This is a genomic window from Micromonospora sp. NBC_01699, from assembly GCF_036250065.1.
Classification (GTDB): Bacteria; Actinomycetota; Actinomycetes; order Mycobacteriales; family Micromonosporaceae; genus Micromonospora_G.
Genome location: NZ_CP109199.1, coordinates 7,957,931 through 7,980,607 on the forward strand (window position 1 = coordinate 7,957,931; position 22,677 = coordinate 7,980,607).

Annotated in this window: 24 protein-coding genes, 1 tRNA gene and 1 riboswitch; of the genes, 10 read left to right on the plus strand and 15 right to left on the minus strand. The window is 68.0% G+C overall.

The features are described 5' to 3' along the window. The first annotated feature begins 57 nt into the window (after positions 1 to 57). A complete protein-coding gene (locus OG792_RS33035; RefSeq protein WP_329105594.1) occupies positions 58 to 609 on the plus strand; it encodes a phosphoribosyltransferase family protein in 552 nt (183 codons plus the stop codon). 30 nt (positions 610 to 639) lie between these two features. Here OG792_RS33035 and OG792_RS33040 read toward each other — a convergent pair whose 3' ends face one another. Beyond that, positions 640 to 1,569, minus strand: a complete 930-nt coding sequence (locus OG792_RS33040; protein WP_329105596.1) for an LLM class flavin-dependent oxidoreductase — start codon at positions 1,567 to 1,569, stop codon at positions 640 to 642. Positions 1,570 to 1,632: 63 nt separating this feature from the next. On the opposite strand from OG792_RS33040, the gene OG792_RS33045 reads away from it, so the two are divergent. Continuing rightward, a complete protein-coding gene (locus tag OG792_RS33045; RefSeq protein ID WP_329105598.1) occupies positions 1,633 to 2,334 on the plus strand; it encodes a UTRA domain-containing protein in 702 nt (233 codons plus the stop codon). After that, positions 2,331 to 3,074, plus strand: coding sequence for a glycosyltransferase family 2 protein (locus OG792_RS33050; RefSeq protein ID WP_329105600.1), 744 nt, complete (start codon positions 2,331 to 2,333; stop codon positions 3,072 to 3,074). The genes OG792_RS33045 and OG792_RS33050 overlap by 4 nt, the downstream gene beginning before the upstream one ends. On the opposite strand, the gene OG792_RS33055 is transcribed toward OG792_RS33050, so the two are convergent. The 5 genes from OG792_RS33055 to OG792_RS33075 all read right to left on the minus strand — a co-directional run bounded on the left by OG792_RS33055 (position 3,067) and on the right by OG792_RS33075 (position 5,666). Then, complete coding sequence (locus tag OG792_RS33055) at positions 3,067 to 3,426, minus strand: hypothetical protein (RefSeq protein ID WP_329105602.1); 360 nt, start codon at positions 3,424 to 3,426, stop codon at positions 3,067 to 3,069. The genes OG792_RS33050 and OG792_RS33055 overlap by 8 nt on opposite strands. 328 nt (positions 3,427 to 3,754) lie before the next feature. After that, positions 3,755 to 4,102 carry a thioredoxin gene (gene trxA, locus OG792_RS33060; protein ID WP_329105604.1) on the minus strand — a complete coding sequence of 116 codons (348 nt, stop codon included), beginning with the start codon at positions 4,100 to 4,102 and terminating at the stop codon, positions 3,755 to 3,757. After that, positions 4,072 to 4,464 carry a MerR family transcriptional regulator gene (locus OG792_RS33065; RefSeq protein ID WP_329111581.1) on the minus strand — a complete coding sequence of 131 codons (393 nt, stop codon included), beginning with the start codon at positions 4,462 to 4,464 and terminating at the stop codon, positions 4,072 to 4,074. The genes trxA and OG792_RS33065 overlap by 31 nt, the downstream gene beginning before the upstream one ends. A 229-nt stretch (positions 4,465 to 4,693) precedes the next feature. Continuing rightward, entirely contained in the window at positions 4,694 to 4,882 is a 189-nt protein-coding gene (locus tag OG792_RS33070; RefSeq protein WP_329105606.1) for a DUF397 domain-containing protein, read from the minus strand. After that, positions 4,869 to 5,666: a helix-turn-helix domain-containing protein gene (locus OG792_RS33075; RefSeq protein ID WP_329105608.1), complete on the minus strand. Its 798-nt coding sequence runs from the start codon at positions 5,664 to 5,666 to the stop codon at positions 4,869 to 4,871. Before OG792_RS33075 ends, OG792_RS33070 begins: the two co-directional genes overlap by 14 nt. A 731-nt stretch (positions 5,667 to 6,397) precedes the next feature. On the opposite strand from OG792_RS33075, the gene OG792_RS33080 reads away from it, so the two are divergent. The 5 genes from OG792_RS33080 to OG792_RS33100 all read left to right on the plus strand — a co-directional run bounded on the left by OG792_RS33080 (position 6,398) and on the right by OG792_RS33100 (position 8,809). Continuing rightward, positions 6,398 to 6,607: a hypothetical protein gene (locus tag OG792_RS33080; protein WP_329105610.1), complete on the plus strand. Its 210-nt coding sequence runs from the start codon at positions 6,398 to 6,400 to the stop codon at positions 6,605 to 6,607. Beyond that, positions 6,604 to 6,861 carry a hypothetical protein gene (locus OG792_RS33085; protein WP_329105612.1) on the plus strand — a complete coding sequence of 86 codons (258 nt, stop codon included), beginning with the start codon at positions 6,604 to 6,606 and terminating at the stop codon, positions 6,859 to 6,861. Before OG792_RS33080 ends, OG792_RS33085 begins: the two co-directional genes overlap by 4 nt. Positions 6,862 to 7,433: 572 nt before the next feature. Further along, positions 7,434 to 7,829 (plus strand): DUF7718 family protein, encoded by a 396-nt coding sequence (locus OG792_RS33090; protein WP_329105614.1) that lies wholly within the window; start codon positions 7,434 to 7,436, stop codon positions 7,827 to 7,829. Positions 7,830 to 7,923: 94 nt separating this feature from the next. Further along, positions 7,924 to 8,232 carry a hypothetical protein gene (locus OG792_RS33095; protein WP_329105616.1) on the plus strand — a complete coding sequence of 103 codons (309 nt, stop codon included), beginning with the start codon at positions 7,924 to 7,926 and terminating at the stop codon, positions 8,230 to 8,232. A 67-nt stretch (positions 8,233 to 8,299) separates the two neighbouring features. Further along, positions 8,300 to 8,809: a pyridoxamine 5'-phosphate oxidase family protein gene (locus OG792_RS33100; RefSeq protein WP_329105618.1), complete on the plus strand. Its 510-nt coding sequence runs from the start codon at positions 8,300 to 8,302 to the stop codon at positions 8,807 to 8,809. A gap of 1,724 nt (positions 8,810 to 10,533) precedes the next feature. Here the strand turns inward: OG792_RS33100 and OG792_RS33105 are convergent. Continuing rightward, positions 10,534 to 10,607, minus strand: a tRNA-Gly gene (locus tag OG792_RS33105). A gap of 211 nt (positions 10,608 to 10,818) precedes the next feature. Here OG792_RS33105 and OG792_RS33110 point away from each other — a divergent pair. After that, entirely contained in the window at positions 10,819 to 11,796 is a 978-nt protein-coding gene (locus OG792_RS33110) for a zinc metalloprotease (RefSeq protein ID WP_329105620.1), read from the plus strand. A gap of 125 nt (positions 11,797 to 11,921) precedes the next feature. Here OG792_RS33110 and OG792_RS34885 read toward each other — a convergent pair whose 3' ends face one another. Continuing rightward, positions 11,922 to 12,572 (minus strand): pyridoxamine 5'-phosphate oxidase family protein, encoded by a 651-nt coding sequence (locus OG792_RS34885; RefSeq protein ID WP_442932341.1) that lies wholly within the window; start codon positions 12,570 to 12,572, stop codon positions 11,922 to 11,924. A 115-nt stretch (positions 12,573 to 12,687) separates the two neighbouring features. On the opposite strand from OG792_RS34885, the gene dcd reads away from it, so the two are divergent. Continuing rightward, entirely contained in the window at positions 12,688 to 13,266 is a 579-nt protein-coding gene (gene dcd / locus OG792_RS33120) for a dCTP deaminase (RefSeq protein ID WP_329105622.1), read from the plus strand. Positions 13,267 to 13,437: 171 nt separating this feature from the next. Here the strand turns inward: dcd and OG792_RS33125 are convergent, their stop codons facing one another. The 7 genes from OG792_RS33125 to OG792_RS33155 all read right to left on the minus strand — a co-directional run bounded on the left by OG792_RS33125 (position 13,438) and on the right by OG792_RS33155 (position 22,498). After that, a complete protein-coding gene (locus OG792_RS33125; protein WP_329105624.1) occupies positions 13,438 to 14,367 on the minus strand; it encodes a C40 family peptidase in 930 nt (309 codons plus the stop codon). A gap of 117 nt (positions 14,368 to 14,484) precedes the next feature. After that, positions 14,485 to 14,622, minus strand: a riboswitch (cyclic di-AMP (ydaO/yuaA leader). Positions 14,623 to 14,837: 215 nt separating this feature from the next. Next, the gene (locus OG792_RS33130; RefSeq protein WP_442932342.1) at positions 14,838 to 15,866 is read right to left on the minus strand and encodes an NlpC/P60 family protein; all 1,029 of its coding nucleotides are present in this window, start codon (positions 15,864 to 15,866) and stop codon (positions 14,838 to 14,840) included. A 137-nt stretch (positions 15,867 to 16,003) separates the two neighbouring features. Continuing rightward, positions 16,004 to 17,047, minus strand: a complete 1,044-nt coding sequence (locus OG792_RS33135) for a hemolysin family protein (RefSeq protein WP_329111583.1) — start codon at positions 17,045 to 17,047, stop codon at positions 16,004 to 16,006. Between the two features lie 25 nt (positions 17,048 to 17,072). After that, on the minus strand, positions 17,073 to 18,398 hold the full coding sequence (locus OG792_RS33140; RefSeq protein ID WP_329105628.1) for a hemolysin family protein: 1,326 nt from the start codon (positions 18,396 to 18,398) through the stop codon (positions 17,073 to 17,075). A 79-nt stretch (positions 18,399 to 18,477) separates the two neighbouring features. Continuing rightward, positions 18,478 to 19,122: a response regulator transcription factor gene (locus tag OG792_RS33145; protein WP_329105630.1), complete on the minus strand. Its 645-nt coding sequence runs from the start codon at positions 19,120 to 19,122 to the stop codon at positions 18,478 to 18,480. Then, on the minus strand, positions 19,113 to 20,279 hold the full coding sequence (locus tag OG792_RS33150; RefSeq protein WP_329105632.1) for a sensor histidine kinase: 1,167 nt from the start codon (positions 20,277 to 20,279) through the stop codon (positions 19,113 to 19,115). Before OG792_RS33150 ends, OG792_RS33145 begins: the two co-directional genes overlap by 10 nt. A 26-nt stretch (positions 20,280 to 20,305) precedes the next feature. Next, positions 20,306 to 22,498, minus strand: coding sequence for a (Fe-S)-binding protein (locus OG792_RS33155; RefSeq protein ID WP_329105633.1), 2,193 nt, complete (start codon positions 22,496 to 22,498; stop codon positions 20,306 to 20,308). Positions 22,499 to 22,677: the final 179 nt, after the last annotated feature.

The window sequence follows — 22,677 nt, forward strand, 5'->3', positions numbered from 1 at the left end:
TAGCCGATCGGCCGACCTGCCCTGGGCCGGTCGTGCCCGTACTCCAGGATGGTTCAGATGGGCGCTGAGCTGAGCAAACGGCTGACCGAGCTGTTCCGCTGGATCGATCCCGGCCCGAACAGCACCCACCTCGTCAGCGACATCTCGGGCTGGTGGCGCGATCCGGAGGTTCTGGCAGAAATCGGACCGGCGCTCGCCGACCTGTTCCGCCCCGAGTCGCCCACCGTCGTGCTCGCCCCCGAGGTAACCGGCCTCCTGCTCGGGCCCCTGGTGGCGACCGCGCTCGGGATCGGCTTCCTGCCGGCGTACAAGAACACCGGGGACCGGCGGATCGCCGAGCCGACCACCTGGGCGACCACCCCGCCCGACTACCGGGGCCGGCAACTCGCCCTCGGCGTACGGGACCGGCACCTGCGCCCCGACGACCGGGTGCTCGTGGTCGACGACTGGGTGGCCAGCGGCGCCCAGGTCCGCGCCCTCTACCAGGTGATCTCCGCCCGTGGCGCCACCCCGGTCGGCACCGCCGCGATCATCGCCGACTGCCCGCTGCCACTCGCCCGCGAACTGCGCGTACGCAGCCTGCTCGACGGCCACGACCTGGCGCTCTGACCCGCGTCGACCAGGGCTGGCATGACCGGGTCATCCCAGTCCGGGCAGCACGGTGGTGGCGACCTCTCGAAGCACCGCCTCGTCACCGGCGTACCAGCTCGACTCGCGGGGCCAGTGGGTGATCACGTCGGTGAAGCCGAGGTCGGCGGCACGGGCCACCGCGTCGGTGAAGAAGGCGGCACTGGACAGGGAGAAGACCGGTGCCGAGTCCAGCGAGAGGTAACGGTCCAGGGTGGCCGGATCTCGGCCGGCGGCCTCCAGCGTCCGGTCGAGCTGGCCACTGAGGTCGGTCACCGTACGCCACCAGGCGGCCATGTCGTCGCCGCCGAGGCCGGTGGTCACCCAGCCCTGCCCGAAGCGGGCGACCAGCTTCATCGACCGTGGCCCGTTCGCCGCCACCACGAACGGCACCCTCGGCGTCTGTACGCAGCCAGGGTTGTTGCGGGCGTCGACCGAGGCGTACCAGTCACCCCGCCAGTCGACCCGGTCGGTCCGCAGGATCGCATCGAGCAGTTCGGTGAACTCGGCGAACCGGTCGACCCGTTGCCGGGGCGGCAGCGTCTCGCCGCCGAGCACGGCGGAGTCGAACCCGATCCCGCCGGAGCCGAGGCCGAGCAGCACCCGGCCGCCGGAGATGTCGTCCAGGGCGGTCACCTCACGGGCGAAATGCACCGGATGCCGGAAATTGGGGGAGGCGACCAGGGTGCCGAGCCTGATCCGGCTGGTGACCGTCGCCGCCGCGGTGAGCGTCGGCACCGAGTCGAACCACGGACCGTCCACCAGGTCACGCCAGCCCAGGTGGTCGTACGTCCAGGCGTGGTCAAAGCCCCACGCCTCGGCCTGACGCCACCGGCGCTGCGACTCGGACCACCGCTGGTCGGGAAGAATGACGATACCCACGCGCATGATCGGAAGCCTACGACCTCCGTCCGACGGGCAGACGTACGGCAGATCAACCATCAGTAAGTCGCCCCAATCGGACGACACGGGGTGAAGCACCCGCATAGCGGGCGGGTCGGCGTCGTGACGGGTACCGTCAGCCAGGTGATCGCCCGCAACCGTCACCCTCGCTATTCGCGTCCCGACCAGCAGCCACGCGGCGAGCTGCCGGACACCGCCGACAACCGGGAAGCGGCCCCACCCCGGGTACGCCGGGACAACACCGAGCGGTACCAGTGGGAGAAGGACCGGGTCCTGCTCGACGAGGCGGGGCGACGCCGGGTCGGCGGCACCGAACACGACACCGGACTACGCACCAGCGACCTGCGCTTCCACGCCGAGTACGACCGCGTCGACGCCGACGCGGACCTGGCCGCCGCCTTCGAACTCCCGGTCGGTACGCCACTGCTGCGGCGGATCTACTGGACCAGCTCCCGAGCGCGCGGCGCCGCCCTGTCGGTCTCCCACTCCTACCTGCCGTACGAGCTGGCCTCGGCGAACCTGGCCCTGCTCGACGCCGACAACGAGCCCTGGCCCGGCGGCACCCAGCACCAGCTCTCCACCGTCGACGTCGAGCTGGACCGGATCGTGGACCGGGTGCACGCCCGACCCCCGTCCCGCGACGAGGCCGACCTGCTCGATCTCGCCCCCGACGACCCGGTCCTGGCCGTACGCAAGACCTCGATCGACACCACCGGACGGGTGGTGGAGGTCGCCGACATCGTCTTCCCCGGCGACCGCACCGAACTGGCGTACGCGACGGCGCTGAAGCGGTGGCGGCGGTGAGCCGGCTCGTCTCCGTCATCACGCCGGTCCACTGGCCCAGCATCGGCTACCTGGCCGGCGCGTACGAGTCGCTGGCCGGGCAGGAGCTGCCGGAGGGCTGGGACTGGCAGTGGCTGGTCCAGGAGGATGGACAGGACGGGTTGCTGGTCGACCAGCTTCCCGAGTTCGATCCGCGAATCAGCGCCGGCAGCGGCCGACCGGGCGGGCCGGGCGTCGCCCGTACCCTGGCCCTGTCCCGGGTGGAGGGTGAGTTGGTCAAGGTGCTGGACGCCGACGACCAGCTCACGCCCGGCGCACTCGGCCGGGACATTGCCGCGTTGACCGACAATCCGGGCGTCGGGTGGACCACCTCGCGGGTGCTCGACCTGCTCACCGACGGGTCCACCCGAAACTGGTACGACGACCCGCCGGAGGGCCTGGTCGACACCGGCGCGATCCTCGCGTTCTGGCAGGACAACGACTACGGACTGCCGGTGCACCCGGCGACCCTGTGCATGCGGACCGAGCTGCTGCTCGCCCTCGGCGGTTGGATGGCACTGCCCGCCTTCGAGGACACCGGCCTGCTGCTCGCGGCGAGCGCGATCAGCCCCGGCTGGTTCATCCACGAACCGGGCCTGCTCTACCGCAGGTGGCCCGGTCAGCTGACCAACCAGGCCACCCACCGCGAACCGGCCGAGCACACGGCCAGGACGCGGGTGGTCGAGGCCCGCGCGCACGCGATCCGCGCCCTGCTCACCTGAATTCGTGTACGACCTCGATCAGCCCGACAATGTGGTCGTTGAACTCGTCCAGTTCCTCGGCCGGCACCCACAGTTCGAGAATGGTCCGCCCGCCGGCCTGCCGGACCGGGTACCGGTTCAGGAATTCGGCGTCGACCCGGAACCGGGTGACGTAGCCGACGCCGGAACTGGGCACGTTCCAGTCCCGAGCGATCATGATCGCGTAGTCCTCGTTCAGGACCGGGTAGAAAATCGGCTGGTCCGGCAGGCGCGGCGGCCAGCGGCGCCACCCCGATTCGCGTACGAGATCCAGCTCCGCCGGTCCGGTCGGCCGCCACAGCTCGGTCGTCGCCCCGCCGCCGCTCCCCGTCATGCCAACCTCCCGGCGCCCACGTCTTTTTGTTGACGTCTTCACGTCCACGTTGAGCCCGGACCCTACCGAGGCGGTGCAATCGGCTCCACCGGTTACCGGTGCGCTAGACGAATAATCCCTAACTCTGGCTGGTTGTTGTCCCCGTCGCCCTCAAAAGCCACAGAACCCGCAGATCGAACCGCTCTCACCGCCGCACACCAAACGGCGCGACGATCTTGCACTTGTGGTGGCGAACAAATCCGGATGAGGGCCCTAATCCGGGCACCACAAGTGCAAGATCGCCGACGAAATCGGTGGAGTAGGCGGCGGGAGTTAGGAGATTGCTCGTCTAGGGCTCGATGTGCGTGCTCAGCGCCTGCCGTAGGTGGCTCTTTGGCCTGGCCCCGACGGTCGAGCCGACCAGTTCGCCCCGGCGGAACACCAGCAGCGTGGGCAGCGACATGATCCGGTACGCACGGGTGGTGGTCGGGTTCTCGTCGGTGTTGATCGTCGCGACGGTCATCCGGTCGCCGAACTCGTCGGCCAGCTCGCCGAGGCTCTTCGAGATCGCCCTACAGGGCGGGCACCACTCGGCCCAGAAGTCGACCACCACCGGCCGGTCGGCGGCCAGCACCAGCGCGGCAAACGTGTCATCGGTGACCGTGACTACTGCGCCGGTTTCCTGTGCTTTGAGCATGTTTCCTCCCGTTGCCCGATGGCCTGGGTGAGCTGAGTCTGTAGCTGCCGGCGTACCTCGCCAAGCTGGCCGATGTAGGCGTCGACCTCGGCGAGCTTGCGGCGCAGGACCGCCACCGAGTCCGGACACACGTGTCCGGACGTGTTGCCGGCGCGCAGGCAGGCGACAAACGGACGAATGTCGTCCAGGCCGAAGCCGACGGCGAGCAGCGCGCGAATCTCGCGTACGACCCGCAGTTCCGCCTCGTCGTAGACGCGGTAGCCGTTGGCGGAACGTTTCGCCCGCACGAGTCCGTGTGCCTCGTAGTAGCGAAGCGTCCGGGTGCTCGTACCGGCGTTTTCCGCCAGCTCGCCGATCAGCATGCTGACCTCCTGTTTCACCCACGCTAAACCTTGCCGTCGGTGTCAAGGCAACCGGCGATCCTCACCCCGCGAGGGCAGGCAGACCCACGGGTACGACAAAGGCGCTCCCGAGCCGACGCGAGGTCGGGCCGAGAGCGCCTCCGTCCAGGCCAGGGGGCGTTCGTGCGTGATCTAGTCCTGCTTCGCAGAGATGCGTGATCTAGTTCTGCTTCGTAGAGATTTGCGTGATCTAGTTCTGCTTCGCGAGATTGACGAAGCCGCGCCACGCCTGCGGCTTGAAGATCAACGCCGGGCCGGACGGGTCTTTACTGTCACGAACGGCTACCACGCCGGACAGATTGTCCGCGACCTCGACGCAGTTCCCACCTGCCGTGTTGCTCCTGGTGGACTTTCTCCATCGAGCCCTACTGAGGTCCATGCTGGTTCTCAATCTCCTTCATCAGGGCGATCGATTGATCTTCGGGAAGGGCGATGCTCCGCACAGCTTCCCACCTCGCCAGAAGCGCAGCCACTCCTTCCTCGGCGCCGACCGGCGATCCGCTGAGCTGGTCGTCCATGTGGCCGACCCAGGTCCCGTCCGCCAGCATCGCCAGCGCCAGTGGCCCACACAGCCCGACGTGCAGGCCGGCGCTCAACGGAATGACGTGGATGTGGACATGCGGCAGTTCCGCCATGCGCAGCAGGTAGGCAAGCTGCTCACCCATGATCGCTTCGCGACGGCGCAACGCCGACTCGTCAATGACGCCGACGAACTGGGGCGGATTTTCGCGATTCAAGATCTCTTGCCGCTCCATCCGGGCGGCCAGCCGCTTCTCTACCTCGGCCTCCGGGCGGACGTCATCGAGGCGCAGCACCGCACGGGCGTAGTTCTCGGTTTGAAGCAGTCCGGGAATCAGCATCGGTTCGAAGCATCGGAGCTGCCTGGCGTTGCGCTCGGCCTCCAGCCAGGGCTTGAACCAGATGGGCTCGGCGTCATCCTGCGCCGACCTCAGCAGGGACTCGAACAGCCCACCGGTGTCCAGGATTTCGTCGGTCCGCTTGGCGTACGGCATGTCGATCAAACGGGTTCCGGTTTCCACGGCAGAAACAGTGGAGGCTGAGTAGTTCGCGCGCTTGCCAAATTCCTCTTGCGACATATTACGTAGGGCTCGCTGCCTGCGAAGCTGATCACGAATGAAGAGAAAGGGGTCTTCGCGTTCCATTGCACCTCCAGAGAAAGACCATGATCGCCGAGCGCCATCAGGGGTCGGACACGATCGCCAGACCAGCACCCGGACCCGCGCGTACGCCTTTCAAGCGTATCGATATCCCTACAAGCTGTCATCTGACGGTCCCGCTCGAATTCACCTCCCTCAAATGGTGCACACGCCTGCGAGGACGTGCAGGACCATGCAGGACCGTTCCGTCCCCCGCCGGAACGGCCCCACTTCCAACCGTCCGAGATGGAGGCGCACCCTGTGAACGACGACAACACCGACCCGATTGCCGACCCGGAAATCTCCGGTGAAGGATCGCCCGACCTGCCCCCGAGCCCCACCCCGCGACGCCGAGTGCCGAACCGAGGCCCGCTGTCGCATCAGGGCCGGGCGCCAGATCAGATCCAGATGCCGAACCGTGGCCGGCACGACCGCGACGGTGATCGTGACTGCCGGACACTGCCGATGGAGTTCTTCGCCATCGGGATGTCCGGACGCATCCGGCGGAACCCCATCGTCTGACCGATGGGCGGGGAATTGAGCATCGAGACGTTGAAGTGGATAGCTCGGAGTGAGGTCATGCGGCACCGCAATTCGCGCCTCTGGCGACCGGTCTGCCTCCACTGCACCCAGTACGGATGCCCGTACATGGATCGCGCGATCGAGTTCCTCCAGGCCCTCGCGCGGGGCACGAGCATCGATGCACGGGTCGGGGACGGGGTTGGGGACGGGGAGTCATGAGCAGGCAGGATGAGCCGCTGACGAGGGCCGGGATCTGGTGGGCCGTACGCCTGACGCTCCAGGGTCACGTCGACGGTCGGCGCTGTCCCCAGTGCGTGGCCGACCACGAGTGCCGGCAGCTCGACTGGGCGATCAAGGAGTGGACCGAGGCGAGAGCGGCCTCAGACGTATCCGTACTGCTCGCCCAAGCAGGCACGATCCTGTGACCAACGAATCGAAGCTTGGGGCGGGCGGCGACGAGGAGAGCGGTCGGTCGCTGGTGAAGGTCACCGTCAACCTGGTACCGCGTTCGGTTCGTGCGCTTGAGCTGGCCTGCGGGCGTACCCGGGACTCCAAGACCGACACGATCAACCGCGCGCTGGTCGCCTACCACCTGGTACTCGACCTGATCGACCACGGGGACGGCAGCCTCACCCTGCGAAACACCGACGGGTCGCTCGAACGGGTGCACCTGATCTAACCGGAGGCAATGAACCATGGAGTACGACCGGCCACCCGAAGGCCAGGGCGCCCCCACACCGACCCAACGAAGACTGGTACTGCACCGACGACGGCCAGGAATGGCCCTGCCCGACCTACAGGCGCCGCATGTGGTCCTGGTACCCACGCCAACAGGACCGCCACCGCCTACACCTGATCATGACCAGCTTCCGCGACAGCGCCCTGGCCAACGGCATGTCCCGCCCCATCGCCGACGCACGATTCCTGACCTGGATCTACGGCCCACCCATCCGACAGGTCAAACGATCCATCTGACCGCCCGCCCCGAGCCTGCCGCGTCCCCCCGTACGCGACAGTCCCGGGGCGGGCTCATGCCGTCATATGTTGACCAGTTCGCGCCACAACCGGTGTGGCGCCGGCGGGGCAGCCGTAGATATCCACAGCGGACGTATCCTCATCGCGATACCAACTTCTCACACAGAGCAACGTCTCGATATCCTCGCCCGGTCATGTGGGTGGGTCGACGTAACTTGTGGAGGCACACGATTGAGCAAGGCAAAGGGGCGCCCAAAGCGACACCAGCTTGCCGACATGTCCATCGTGCCGGAACAACGCCGTTATGACCCGCCGCCACGTGAGGCGTGCGAGGAGATCGAGATCCCGATCCGACTCCCAGAGCCCGGCAACGAGCTGCGGGTTCGTCAGTCCATCTACCGAAACCGCATCGTCGATTTTGCGGTTATACAGATTGTCCGGGTCGATGGGGCATGGATCAACGTCGCCAAGATCGATTGTGATCGGGGTGTCATCCACCGCCACCAGTACGTACGCAGCACGGGCGAGGACGTCTGGGATCATCGCCCCCTGGAGGAAATTCCACCCGATCAAGGCTGGAAAGTAGTCGACAGGTGGTTCGACAGGGCGCTTCAGATGTTGGAAGATGACTGGGAAGGCAACCTGCGGAGGTGGAACGGTGACAGCGCGTAGCAGACAAGACCGCAGCGCCACCTTCGACCTAGCCAGGAGGCTCAGGGATCCCGCTTTTCGTGCCTTTATGGCTCGAAACGGGTATCAATCGGGCATGACCGTAGTGGTCGCCCACGACGAAGAGCCAGTTACCGAGGTTTTCTCACGAATCCTCAGTGAAACCAAGCCGCCTGTCGTGGTCGCGATCCCTCGGCCGAATGCGGAGTTCGGCTTCGTGTTCATGACTGTTGGGCAAACCGCGTACGGCGAAGCCGATGAGGCTACGAGCACCGGAGATACGGCCAGCATCGGGATGCTCTATGACGCCATGGCCGCCCGGCAGAGACGTAATAGCCTCGTAACGGTTCCCAACGATTGGCAACCAGCGACGTTTCGGGTGGAACTCGCTCCGAGCACCACCTAGGGCATGTCCTGCCGACTTTGGTAGGAGGCTATGCGGGTAGGGTCCTCGTCATGATCGAGGACGCCGCGTGCCGTTGACGAATCCGTGGCTGTCCGAGCCCACGCCGGCAAAGCGGCTCGATTGTGAACGGCTTGAAGAGCGTCTTCTCAATCTACTGTCGTCGCAGAACATGTGTGTGCTCGCGACCATGGGTCCGGACGGGCCACTGGCCACCCCTGTGCGCTACTACTCGCTCGGCTTCGCGGTGCTCTTCACGGCCGCGCCACGTTCGCCGAAGATGCGCAACATCGCCGCCGACCCGCGCGTGTCCGTCGGCATCTTCGCGCCGCTGGTCGGGCTGGCCAGTAGCCGCGGTGCGCAACTGTTCGGTACCGCCAGGGTGCTCGACCCAGAGCATCCCGACCGTGCGCACTACTGGGCGGCGGTCCGATGGGAGAACGAGCACGCCGAGCGGGGTCGGCTGCTGTCCGAGCCGCCCGAGGACACACTCGTGGTCATTGAGGCGGAGCGGATTGTCTATACCGAGCACTGGCTGCGACGTGAGGGGTTTGCGGCACGCCAGTTCTGGCGGCGCTGAAGATACCTCTCCGGCCGCTCAAGCAAGCGGGTGATGGCGGCGATCAGGACGCCGCCCTAGCTGGATCTCGGTACACGGTCGATCCATCGCAGAAGGTCTACCGCCCCCGCCTTACCGTCTGGCCGCTACAAACTCGCTACCTCGGACCCGACGGCATTGGCCGACCAGCCGACGGTGCGCGACCACTAGCTTCGTGCTGACCTCTTCGGTCTGAACTGTTGGCACGGCGATCGAAGGTCGGAGACTTGGGCAGTTCCCTTAAGGAGGAGTCGTGGAATGGGCCGCTTAGCCGATGGAACGCCTATCCCCGTGCTGTGCGAGGGAACTGTCCTGCTACATGAAGACGACACCGGTACGTGTGCCGAACTAGACTGCCCTGGGACGGACTGCCGTCACCGTGGCCTAATCGACGTCTGCCGTGCCGATCACTGCATTCACTGCTCCACAGGACCGAGCTGGAGCGACAACCTTTAGGACGAACTCGCACGCCGTCAGTCTGGAAGTGCGTGCTCAATGGGTCCTGATGCCCGCAACGCGCACCTGAGGCGGCTGACCCGCCTAGGTCTCATGCCCGCTCGTGACCGCTCGTGACCGCTCGTGACCGCGCCTACTAGCCGCCGGACGGCCCAGCGCGGTTCGTCTGATACTGATCACCCCTGGTTGCTTAACTCAGTCAGGCGTCCCCGCACGTCTCTCCGCCAGCGGTACCCAGCCGCATCCGTGAATTCGATAGCGACAGAGAAGTCTGCAAACTTATCTTCGGAGTGAAGTTTGCCATACTCGTCCTTTTCGTCGGCAACCTTTGCAATGCCATTACCTGGGAAAACGTCCACCGGCTCGTTCGTGGGTGGGATGATGTTTACTGAAGCGACCCCTCGCAAAATGTATTCATCTTCCGTACCAAAGCGACGGAAGTAAAATTCTACTTTCGCATTGTGTATGGGAGTCCGTGAGTCGTTCTGAACGCGCGCACACCACCGACCTGTATACTGCATCCGCCCGAGCCATGCGCAAACCTGCACAGCTTGCGCACGCCTCTGATCCTCTGCGCGCTCACGTCGGTCCTCCTCGGCCCGCCTATCGCGTTCAGATTCCCGCTCATACAGACGTCGTGCGGTTCGGCCAGCCCAGATCGCAGCAAAAAGTGCACCTAAGGTCGTGACGAATGACCCCCATGCGGGAACATCGCCGAAATCTACCTTTCCGATAGCCGCTAGGGCCCACGTCAACACAGGGACACCATAGTGACGACGATCCACCCCCCATCGTCGGCCATCGCAAGCTCTGCCATCCCGTCCGCCGTCGACCCGCACCCTGTGTAGCTGGCCGCCACCCGGTGCCACATCAGCGGACCTCGACGCACGTCGGACGGTGGCTCGCCGGGCGGCGGTCTGCTCGGCTCGCCCGGGTGGATGACGGGTGGGATTGCTCGCGCAACCACCCACGGACCGCGACCCGCCGACGATCTTCGGCCATCCCGGAGCCGGAGCGCCCCGCCAGCGAGCCTTGCCGACCTGATGGCCCGCGTAGGTCACGGCTCCGCCCGAGCCGCACTGGTCTATCAACACGCCGCCCAACAGCAGAACAGGGGCATTGCCGACGCGCTCGGTACCCACGCGACCCAGGAACGAGATCGGGCACGTAACAGGCGCGCCCACCGAAGGAATCGAAAAGCATAAACGGAAGCCCTGGTTGGACTTTACGTCTGACCAGGGCTTTCATATTGGAGCGGGTGACGGGAATCGAACCCGCACTGTCAGCTTGGGAAGCTGATGTTCTGCCATTGAACTACACCCGCGAGCGGAGCCCACTGTACCTGGTCCGCAGTCGGCGCGCATCAACGTACCCGGCACACAGGAGCGCGGCGTCGGGTGGGCGGGGCAGATCGATCGGAACCACGCCGATCCGCGTCGTATGTGAAGACTGTCCCGGCCTGTAACGTCCGTCACACCTGTAACTTGCGGCGCGTGAGTTTTGCGTCGCTCTCCGTGGGGCGAAGAGGTGAGGTCATGGGTTTCCATCGCGTCCGGAAGGCGTTTCGCTCGACTGGTGTGGCGAGCGCTGCTCTCGTACTGCTGCTCGGGTCCACGGCGGTGGTCGCCACGCCGGCAGTCGCCGTCGCGGCCGGGCCACCGGCTGCGCCATGCGTGGAACCGGCGGGCGCCCACCCGCAGGCCAAGGCCAAGCCCGGCGCGCCGGGCCGGCACGACCCCAACGAGCTGAGCGCCGCCGAGGCCACGCAGCGCAATCGCGACCTGGACAACGCGTACGCCAAGCGTGTCGGCGTCGCCCCGTTCAGCACCCTGCCGACGAAGATCACCATCCCGGTGGTGGTGCACGTGATCAGCAAGGACCGCACCCGGATCGGTGGGAACATCCCGCGCGAACTGATCAACGCCCAGCTCAAGGTGTTGAACGAGGCGTTCACCGGCGGTGACGGCAGCCCGTTGACGCCGTTCAGGTTCAAGCTCAAGAAGCTGAACCGGGTCGTCAACCCGGCCTGGTACCCGATCGTGGCTGACAGCCTCGCGGAGTCGCAGATGAAGAAGGCGCTGCGGGTAGGTGGCCCCGAGACGCTGAACCTCTACCTCGGCGCGCTCAGCGACGAACTGCTCGGCTGGGCGACGTTCCCGCAGAAGAAGCTGACCACGTACGACGGGGTGGTGGTGCTCTCGGAGTCGCTGCCGGGCGGTACCGAAAAGCCGTACAACGAGGGCGACACGGGTACGCACGAGGTCGGCCACTGGTTGGACCTGTTCCACACGTTCCAGGACGGGTGTACGGGCGACGGCGACGCGGTGGCGGACACCCCGGCCGAGGCGGAGCCGGCGTTCGGCTGCCCGACGGGCCGGGACTCGTGCGTGAGCAAGCCGGGGCTCGACCCGATCCACAACTTCATGGATTACACGGTCGACTCCTGCATGGACGAGTTCACCCCCGGCCAGGTGAGCCGCATGGTGAAGGCGTGGCAGGCGTATCGGGCCTGACGGCTCGCGCCTGAGGCGGAGTCGAACGACGAGGACCGGCCCATTCCCGAGGAGCCGGCCCTCGTCGCGTCCCAGGGGCCCCGCCTACCAGCACAGTGCCCGGTTGGAGCCCGCCGAACACCTCGTCACGAGGCCCAGACCGCAGGATCGGGCGCGGTGGCCGCCACCCCCACCCTCGGCTCACGGGTGAAGCGCTGGTCGACCCCGTTGGCCGTCGAGACGCCACGAACGTCCGACGGATTGGGGTGCCGGCGGGTACGGCGACCGCGGCGGGACATCTGCTGCGGTCGGGTGCCGGCCGGATCGAGCCACACCTGTACGCCCGGCCGCTCGCCGCCGCGCCCCCCGTAGGCGAGCGGGATGGCGTCGACCCGCCCGTGCCGGGCCACCATGGCGGCCTCGACGGTGAACTCGAACAGCCGCCAGTCGGCCCGTGGCTCGGCCCGGACCGCATCGGCCAGCCGGGCGATCCTCACCGGATCGGTGACCGCCTGCGCCCGACCTGCGACGTACGCCTCGTCGTCGCTCTCCTCCGGCGGGAACGAGTGCAGTGCGTAGCGGCCGTCACGTTCGAGATCGCGCCGCTTGGGAGAGTCGACGACGAAGCAGAAGAGCCCTTCGTCGTTGATCACCGGCGACACCGGATGTACGCGTGGACCCCCGTCGGCACGCACGGTCGCCAGGTAGCCGAGACCCGGCCCGTACTGCTGCAAGAGGTTGCGGATCGCCTCGGCGAGACGCGGGGCGTCGGCGGCGAATTCGGACCAGGATGCCATGGGCAGAGTCTATCGAACACTTGTTCGAGTACGGTAGTGCGACACGCGTGAGCCCGACACCACCGCCGGTACGGGTACGACGAAGTCGATCTCGACCGCTCGCTAAGGTGGCGGGATGCTGCTCTCCGACCGTGACCTGGTCATCGAGATCAAGGCGGGCACCCTCGGGCTCGACCCGTTCGAGCCGGCACTGGTGCAACCGTCGAGCATCGACGTACGGCTGGACCGGCTCTTCCGGGTGTTCAACAACCATCTCTACACCCACATCGACCCGGCCAGTCAGCAGGACGACCTGACCTCGATGGTTGACGTGCCGGACGGCGAGCCGTTCGTGCTGCACCCCGGTGAGTTCGTGCTCGCCTCGACGCTCGAAGTCATCTCGCTCGGCGACCAGCTCGCCGGCCGACTGGAGGGCAAGTCGAGCCTGGGCCGGCTGGGCCTGCTCACCCACTCCACCGCGGGCTTCATCGACCCGGGCTTCTCCGGCCACGTCACGCTGGAACTGTCGAACGTGGCCAACCTGCCGATCACCCTCTGGCCCGGCATGAAGATCGGCCAGCTCTGCATCTTCCGGCTCTCGTCCCCCGCCGAGCACCCCTACGGCTCAGCCGTCTACGGCTCCCGCTACCAGGGCCAACGCGGCCCCACCCCCAGCCGCTCCTGGCAACACTGGCGAACCTGGCCCACCCGCTAACCCCCTGAACCCCCTAAACCCCTCCTCCCCTCCCCCGCGCCCGTCTCCGCTCGCCGATCTAGGGCAAATACGTGTGTTTGGAGATCAACAAGCACGTATTTGCCCTAGATCGCGGAAGCCAAGCGCGGAAGCCAAGCGCGGAAGCCAAGCGGGGGGAGGGGGAGGGAGGGGCTAGTGGGGGCGGCCGAAGCTGTGGATGGTGCCTTCGTCTACGGGTTTCATTTTGATGGGTTCGCCGGCTTGGGAGGCGTGGACTACCCAGCCGTTGCCTACGTACATGCCGACGTGGTGTAGGTCGGCGTAGTAGAAGACGAGGTCGCCGGGGCGCAGGTCGGCGCGTTTGACGTACGCGGTGACCCGGCGCTGGGCGGCGGCGTTGTGCGGCAGGGTCACCCCGGCCTTGGCCCAGGCGGCGAGCATCAGGCCGGAGCAGTCGAACGTGTTCGGGCCGGCGGCGCCCCAGACGTAGAGCTTGCCGATCTGCTGGCAGGCGTACTTGACGGCGATGCCGGCGCCGCCGCCCGGGTACTCCGACGGGCACGGGGCCGGGGCGAGTGGACCGCCGCCGCCGTTGCCGTACACCTTGATTCTCAGCTTCTGGAGCCGGTCGATCTCGGCGTCGATCTGCTTCTTCTTCGCGGCCAGGTCGGCCTCGGTCCGGGTGAGCTGGGCGACCAGGCTGTCCAGCGGGGCCTTCTGGGCCGCGTACCTCTCCTTGAGGTCGACCACCGCCTGCACGTCGTGCTGCTGCCGACGGGCGAACTGGTCGAGGATGGTGAGCTGGTCGGCGAGCATGGTCGGCGAGTCCGTGGTCAGGATGGCGTTGATCGCGGAGGTGTTGTCCCCCTTGTACGCCCGCACCGCCATCTCGCTGACCTTGCCCATGGCCAGGTCGACCCGGATCTGCAACGGCTGGATCTTCTTGGCCAGCGCGTCGGCCTGCTTCTTCTTGACGTCCAGGTCCTGACGGGTGGCGTTGTGTTTCTCGATGATCGGTTCGAGCTGGTTCCAGGCCACGTCGATCTGCTTCTCGATCTCGGCGACCGAGGGGTCGGCGTGGGCCGGGGCCCCGAGCAGGACGACGGCTACGCCGACGATCACGGCGAGCAAACTGGTACGGACGGGCCGACGGGTACGCGACCGCAAAGTCCTCGGGTCGACCGGAGTCGACCGTGTGGACAGCGGCCTCGGGGCATGGTTAGCCACCGGGGTAGGCGCTCCTTCTTCCGGAACCGCCTACCGGGTTAGCTGACGGGTTCGGGCGGGAAGTGGCGCCCTACCACGAGAATTCGCGGATTCACCCCGAGGTGCTGGGTCCCCGGTTCGTTTCGGGAAACGATTCGGCGGTGTCGAGCCGGTGCCACCCGGGCTGGGTGGACTGGTACCGCCCCGACGATCTCTCACAGTAGGAAGCCCGTTATCGAAGTGCAACCCGTGACAGGAAGGCAATCTTTCCGTATATCTGACAATTACTCAGGGTGTGTTGTGGTCGACATAAAGAGAACCCCTTGCTAATGGCGGGTGTCGCCAGCAAGGGGTTTCTTCATTGCAAATCTGGGCAATTAACCCGGTCAGCCCGGTCGACGGAACCCGGCAACCGGCATGACGTCAATGCTCTGCATCTGCACCGGCTTACCGGACCGTGGCGAGTGCACCATCAGCCCGTTACCGACATACATCCCCACGTGGTGCAGATCACTGTAGAAAAAGACCAGATCGCCGGGTCGGGCGTCGGCCCGACTCACCACCTTGCCCTCGTTCCACTGTGCACCGGTGAAGTGCGTGAGCCGCACCCCGGCCTTACCCCAGGCGTACTGGGTCAGCCCCGAGCAGTCGAACGAGTTGGGGCCGGTCGCACCCCAGACGTACGGCTTGCCGATCTGCGCGCAGGCGGTCCTGACCGCGGTGCCGGCGGCACCACCGGGGTACGTCGCCGGGCAGGGGCCCTTGCGCAGCGACCCACCGGCGCCGCCCGACCCGTACGCGGTCAGCCGCAGCTTCTCCAGCCGCTCAATCTCGCCGTTGATCTGCTTGCGCTTGCCGGCAAGCTCGGTGTCCTGCTTCTTCTGCTGCGTGATCAGGTCGTCCAGCTTGCGCTTCTCGCCGTCGTACTTGTCCTTGGCCGCGGTGACGTCGGCGATCTGCTCCTGCTGCTGCCGGGCCAGGTGGTCCAGGATGGTGAGCTGGTCCGCGAGCTGGGTCGGCGAGCCGGTGGTGATCAGCGCGTTCAGGTCCGACGACGGGCCGGTCTTGTAGTAGCGCGAGGCCAGGTCACCGACCCGGTCGAGGGCCATGTTGGCCTGGAGCGCCAGCGGCTGAATCTTCTTTTGCAGGTCGGCCGACTTCTTCTGGTTCGCCAGAAGCTGGCTGTGCACCTTGTTGTACTGCTCGATGGTCGGTTCGAGCTGCACCCACTGGGCGTCGATCTGCTTTTCGATTTCGTCGACCGTCGGGGCGGCCTGCGCCTGGGCGGCGGGCAGCAGTCCGGCGAGCACCACCGCGGCGAGTGCCACCAGGCGGTAGGCACGACGACGATTGCCGCCGCCCGGATGCTCATGATTGGTCGAATGGCGATGGGAGGGCACGCGTGCCACCGGCACCGACTCCTTCGTTACCGACCGCCGGGTGCCACCCGAGGGGGGAAATGGGCGCCGACGTCCCACAGCGGTCGGAGCCCCACATTAGGGGAAGGTTCGAGTGCGAATCAAGGCCGGTGGGCGGATACTGCTCGCTGTATTCAAACCGGCGCAATCGGTTGCCGGACAACGATCTCAGTGGACCTACCAACGACGGCAGTCAATACATCGTCGAGCGTTACCACACCCAGCGGTGCCCGGCCGTCACTCACCAACACCATGTGCCGACGCTCCCGGCGCATCGACAACAACAGCTCGGCCAGCGTACGGTCCGGCGGCACCACCGCCAGCACCCGCACCACGTCGGCCGGCACCGGCGCCCGCCGCGCCGCCCCGGCATACCCGAGTACGTCCTTGACGTGCACGAACCCGAGCACCCGTCGGGTACTGCGCTGGACCACCGGGAACCTCGACCGGCCCGTACTCGTGGCCAGCACCTCCAACGACGCCGGTGACACGTCCTCGGCCACCGTCGTCACCGTCGACCACGGCCGCAACGCGTCCGCCGCGGTCTGCCGGTGCAGTGCCAGCGCCCCGGCGATCCGGGCGTGCTCCACCGGGTCGAGCAGCCCCTCCGTACGCGCCTGGGCGACCAGCCCGGCCAGCTCCTCCGCGGTGAACACCGTCTTCACCGCGTCCGCCGCCTCGATCCCCCACAACCGCAGCACCTGGCGGGACGCCCACTTCATCGCCAGCAGCAGCGGCTTGGTCGCCGTACAGAAGGCCAGCATCGCCGGCCCGAGCCAGATCGCCGCCCGCTCCGGACCGGCCAGGGTGATGTTCTTCGGCACCATCTCGCCAACCACCGTGTGCAGGAACACCACCACCCCGAGGGCGAGCACGAACGCGACCGGGTGCACCGCGCCCACCGGCATCCCGACCGCGTGGAACGGGCCCTCCAACAGGTGCGCCAGGGCCGGCTCGGCGATCGCACCCAGACCCAGCGAACAGATGGTGATGCCGAGCTGCGCCCCGGCGATCATCAGCGGAATCTGGTTCATCGCCGAGAGCGCCCACCGGGCCGGGCGGAGCACCGCCGCCATCGGCTCGATCACCGTACGTCTGGAGGCGATCAACGCGAACTCGCTGCCGACGAAGAAGCCGTTGCCGAGCAGCAGGCCGAGGGCGATCAGCAGCTCGGTCACCGGGAGTGTCCCGTCGTCGGCCGGGTCATCCCGGTTCACCCGGCTCCGGCGGGCGCAGCACCCGGACCTGTTCGATCCGGTGCCGGTCCACCTCGACCACGGTGAACTCGTACCCCTGCTCGGTGACCGCCTCCCCGGCGACCGGGATGTGCCCGAGCCGGGCCAGCAGGAAACCGGCCAGCGTCTCGTACGGGCCGTCGGGCAGCCGGAAGCCGGTCTGCTCGGCCAACTCGTCCCCGCGCCGCACCCCGTCGACCAGGACCGTCCGCTCGCCGCCCGGCACGGTCAGCTCGATCCACCCGCTGTCCGGCCCGGCCGCCGGGTCGAACTCGTCGGCGATCTCCCCGACCAGCTCCTCCACCAGGTCCTCGACCGTGACCACACCGTCGGTGCCGCCGTACTCGTCGACCACGATCGCCAGGTCGGCGTCCGCGCGACGCAGCGCGGCGAGCACGTTGTCCAGGTCAAGACTCTCCGGTACGTACACCGGCTCGCGGGCCACCGCGGCGACCGTCGTCTCGGCCCTGCGGGCCAGCGGTACGCCGAGCGCGTCCGGCACCCCGGCCACCCCGGTCACCAGGTCGAGCGTGTCCTCGTACACCGGAAAGCGGGTCCGCCCGGTGCGCTGCGCCAGGTCGAGCAGCTCGGCCACGGTGGCGCCGGCCCGCAGTGCCACCACGTCCACCCGGGGCGTCATCGCTTCGGCGGCCCGCTTGTCGCCGAACCGGATGGTCCGGCGCAGCAGCATCGCGGTGTCCGGCGGCAACGCCCCCGCCTGCGCCGAGATCGCGGCGAGCAGACCCAGCTCGTCGGCGGACCGGGCGCTGGCCAACTCCTCCTGCGGCTCCACCCCGAGCCGCCGCACCAGCCAGTTGGCCGAGTTGTTCAGTCCCCGGATCAGCCACTTGAAGGCGATGCTGAACGTACGCATCGGCGCGGCCGTCGCCAGCGCCGCCGGCAGCGGCCGGGCCAGCGCGGCGTTCTTCGGGATCAGTTCACCGAAGAGCATCGACAGCAGCGTGGCCAGCACCAGCGCCAGCAGCGGGGTGACCGGCTCGGTGCGGTCGCCGATCAGTGGCCGCAGCACCGGGCCGAAGATCTTCGCCAGCGCCGGCTCGGCGAGATAGCCGGTGAGCAGGGCGGTGATGGTGATGCCCAACTGCGCCCCGGAGAGCTGGAAGGACAGCTCCCGCAGTGCCTTGTGGACCGTGCCGGCCCGGCGATCCCCGGCGGCGGCACGCTGGTCGATCTGGGCCCGGTCGACGGTCACGAGGGCGAATTCGGCCACCACGAAGAACGCGTTGCCGGCGGTCAGCAGCACGAAGGCGACCAGCGGCAGAAGGGTCGTCAACAGCGGGCTATCGATGATCTGCTCACCTCTGCGCCGATTGTTCCACGACTATGCGGATGGCACGAGCGCTGACGGCAGGTCAACTACCGAGGTAGCGGAGCACCGCCAGCACCCGGCGGCTGTAGCCGGTCGTGTGCGACAGCCCCAGCTTCTCGAAGATCGAGTTCACGTGTTTCTCCACCGCGCTCTGCGAGACGTGCAGCTGCCCGGCGATGGTGGCATTCGTCTGCCCCTGCGCCATCTGGTCGAGCACCGCCCGCTCCCGCTCGGTGAGCCGGCCCAACGAGTCCACGTGCGACGTACGCGCGAGCAGCTGACGTACCACCTCCGGGTCGAAGGCGGTGCCGCCGGCGCCGACCCGGGCCAGGGCGTCGAGGAACTCGCCGACCTCCACCACCCGGTCCTTCAACAGGTAACCAACCCCGTCGGTGTGGCCACCGAGCAGCTCGACCGCGTACCGCTTCTCCACGTACTGGGAGAGGACCAGGACCCCGACGGCCGGCCAGCGGCGGCGGATCTCCAGGGCGGCGCGCAGCCCCTCGTCGGTGTGCGTCGGCGGCATCCGTACGTCCGCGACCACGACATCGGGCGGTCCCGCCGCGACCGCCGCGACCAGGGCGACCGCGTCGCCGACCGCGGCCACCACCTCGTGCCCCTCCTCGACCAGCAGCCGGGCCAACCCCTCCCGCAGCAGGGTCGAGTCCTCGGCCAGGATCACCCGCACGGCAGCTCCGCGACGACAGTGGTCGGGCCACCGGGCGGGCTGTCCACCCGGAACCGGCCGTCCAGCGCCGCCACCCGGCGGGCCAGCCCGGCCAGGCCGCTGCCGGTCGGGTCCGCGCCACCGATCCCGTCGTCCTCGATCGTCACCACGACCGCATTCTGCCCCGGCGCCACCCCGACCACGACCCGGCCGGCGCGGGCATGCTTGGCCGCGTTCGTCACCGCCTCCGACACCACGAAGTACGCGGCGGTCCGGACCCGGTCCGGCGGCTGCTCGACCAGCCGGTAGTGGATCGTCACCGGCACCCCGGCCCGCTCGCCCACCCCGGCCAACGCGTCCTGGAGGCCGAGGTTGTCCAGCGCGGCGGGATACACCCGCCAGGCGACCTCGCGCAGATCGTCCAGGGCCGTACGGGACTCCTCGTGCGCCTGCCGGAGCAGCTCCCCGGCCCGGTCCGGGTCGTCGGTGCGGCGGGCCCGGCCGAGCAGCATGCCGAGCGCGACCAGCCGCTGCTGAAGACCGTCGTGCAGGTCCCGCTCGATCCGCCGCCGCTCGGCGTCGACCGCCTCGACGATCCCGGCCCGGCTCACCGCCAGCTCGCTGATTCGGCGCTCCAGCACCTCCCGGCCGCTCGGCCCGAAGAACCGCCGACCCAGCCGCCGGTCCAGCGTGGCCAGGCCGATCAGCCCCTGCACGACCAGGAACAAGCCGATCAGACCGAGCAGGAGCTGACCGGCGAACAGCAGCGGACGGCTCTGGCCGGCGACCCACTCACCGAGCCAGACCAGTCCGGCCAGGGCGCCGTACGCGAAGGCCAGCAGGACGAAGCCGCCGAGCAGGCCGACGGCCCAGCGCAGACAGAGGTACTGCACCGCGCGCCGACCGCTGTAGTCGTCGGCGTTGACGCTGCCCAGGAACGCCGCCAGGCGCCACCGCTCCACCTCGGCCAGGTGCCGGGCACCGGACTGGATCTCGCGTACCGCCGCCCGTCGGGCTCCCGGATGCGGCCAGACCGGCACCAGGATCAGCCCGGACCAGATCAGGTACGTCAGGTCCACCACCGCGGTAACCGCGCCGAGCAGGACCCCGACCACGAGACGTACGGCCCGGCCAACCAGTCGTACGGCCGCCGCTGCGAAACGGGCCGTTCTCGACATCGCGGCAGGCCGGTCCAACGGCGTGGCTAGCCGGCCGTACCGGCGGGTTCGGGCTGTCCCTGGGTGGTCGGCTTGACCGAGCGGAGCAGGACGGTGGCGACGTCGATCACCTCGACCTGATCGCCCGCCCCCTTGCCGTTCACCCCGTCGCTGATCATCGTGGTGCAGAACGGGCAGCCGACCGCGATCGTCTTCGCGCCGGTCGAGATGGCCTCCTCGACCCGCTCGACGTTGATCCGCTTGCCGATCCGCTCCTCCATCCACATCCGGGCGCCGCCGGCACCGCAGCAGAAGGAACGCTCGCTGTTACGCGGCATCTCGGTCAGCCCGTCGGCCGCCGCCGCGCCGAGCACCTCACGCGGGGGCGTGAAGACCCGGTTGTGCCGGCCCAGGTAGCAGGGGTCGTGGTACGTGACGCCGCCGTCGATCGGCGCGACCGGGGTGAGCTTGCCGGTGGCGACCAGGTGGGCCAGCAACTGGGTGTGGTGCACGACCTCGAACTGGCCGCCGAGTTCGCCGTACTCGTTGCCGAGGGTGTTGAAGCAGTGCGGGCAGGTCGCGACGATCTTGCGTTTGGCCGGCTCCCGGTCGCCGAACGCCTCGTTCAGCGTCTCGACGTTCTGCTGGGCGAGCATCTGGAAGACGAACTCGTTGCCGATCCGCCGGGCCGGGTCGCCGGTGCAGGTCTCGCCCTCGCCGAGGATGGCGAAGTTGACCCCGGCCTCGTGCAGCAGGGTCGCCACCGCGCGGGTGGTCTTCTTGGCCCGGTCCTCGAACGCCCCGGCACAGCCGACCCAGAAGAGGTATTCGAAGTCCTCGGTCTCGCCGACCCGGGGCACCTCGAAGTCGAGCCCCTTGGTCCAGTCCTCGCGGGTGTTCGGCGGGGCACCCCACGGGTTGCCCTTGTTCTCCAGGTTGCGCAGCATGACGCCCGCCTCGGGCGGGAAGTTCGACTCGATCAGCACCTGGTAGCGGCGCATGTCGACGATGTGGTCCACGTGCTCGATGTCGACCGGGCACTGCTCGACGCAGGCGCCGCAGGTGGTGCAGGACCAGAGCACGTCCGGGTCGATCACCCCGCCCTCCTCGGCCCCACCGATCAGCGGCCGGTTCCCCTCGGCGAGGGACAGTACGTCCAGGTGGGCGAGCTGGGCCTGGGTCGCCTTCTCCTCACCGGTCAGGTCCTTGCCCCCACCGGCCAGCAGGTACGGCGCCTTCGCGTACGCGTGGTCGCGCAGGCTCAGTACGAGCAGCTTCGGCGACAGCGGCTTGCCGGTGTTCCAGGCCGGGCACTGCGACTGGCACCGACCGCACTCGGTGCAGGTGCTGAAGTCCAGCAGTCCCTTCCAGGTGAACTGCTCCACCTGGGCGACCCCGAACTGGTCCTTCTCCGGGTCGGCCTCCTCGAAGTCGAGGGGCTTGCCCTCGCTCATCATCGGCCGCAGCGCACCGAGCCCGGAGCCGGGCTTGCCGGGGTCCCGCTTGAAGTAGATGTTGAAGAACGCGAAGAACCGGTGCCAGGCCACACCCATGGTCACGTTCAGCGCGATGACGATCACCCAGGTCATCGAGATGATGATCTTCACCATGGCGGTGACGCTGGTGCCGTCCGACCAGTCCGGCAGCACCGCCCCGACGGCGTGGCTGACCGGGGTGGCCCAGGCCGGGAACTCGAAGTGGTCGCCTGCGACCTTGAAACCCCGGATCAGGAAGCCACAGACGAGCACCGCCAGCACCACGGCCTCGACGAAGTAGCCCTGCCACATGGTCGAGCCGGTGAACCGGGACCGCCGCTCCGGGTTACCGGGACGGTTGCCCAGCCGGATGGCGATCAGCACCAGGATGCCGACCGTACCGAGGATGCCGATGATCTCGGTGGCCAGGCCGTACACCAGCCAGTGGCCGACCACCGGCAGCCCGCCGGTCGGGGTGACCACCTCGAAGTACGCCTCCAGCACCAGCAGCGAGAGCACCATGAAGGCGACCATCACGAGCCAGTGCGCGGCGCCGACCACGCTCCAGCGCAGCATGCGGGTGTGCCCGAGCGTCTCGGTCAGCATCGTCCGGGTACGCAGGGCGCGGTCACCGAAGCGCGTCGGGTCGGGCCGACCCGACCGGATCACCGCCAGCATCCGTTGCACCGCGCGGACCGCCAGCACCACCGCCACCACGGTGATGGTGGCGGCGACGGCCGTGGTGACGATCTGGACGCTGCCCATGCCCTGGCCTCCCGGTGTACGACGTGCCCGGCGACTGGCACGACCGCGGGGGTGCGATCGTGTTTGCAGCCTACGCGCTAAGTTACCCACTGGTAACGTGGGATTTCTCGCAGCCGGATACGCCGCCGTACGGACACCCTAGGCGGAGCCGGTCGGGACCTGCCGCGCCGGTCAGGGTG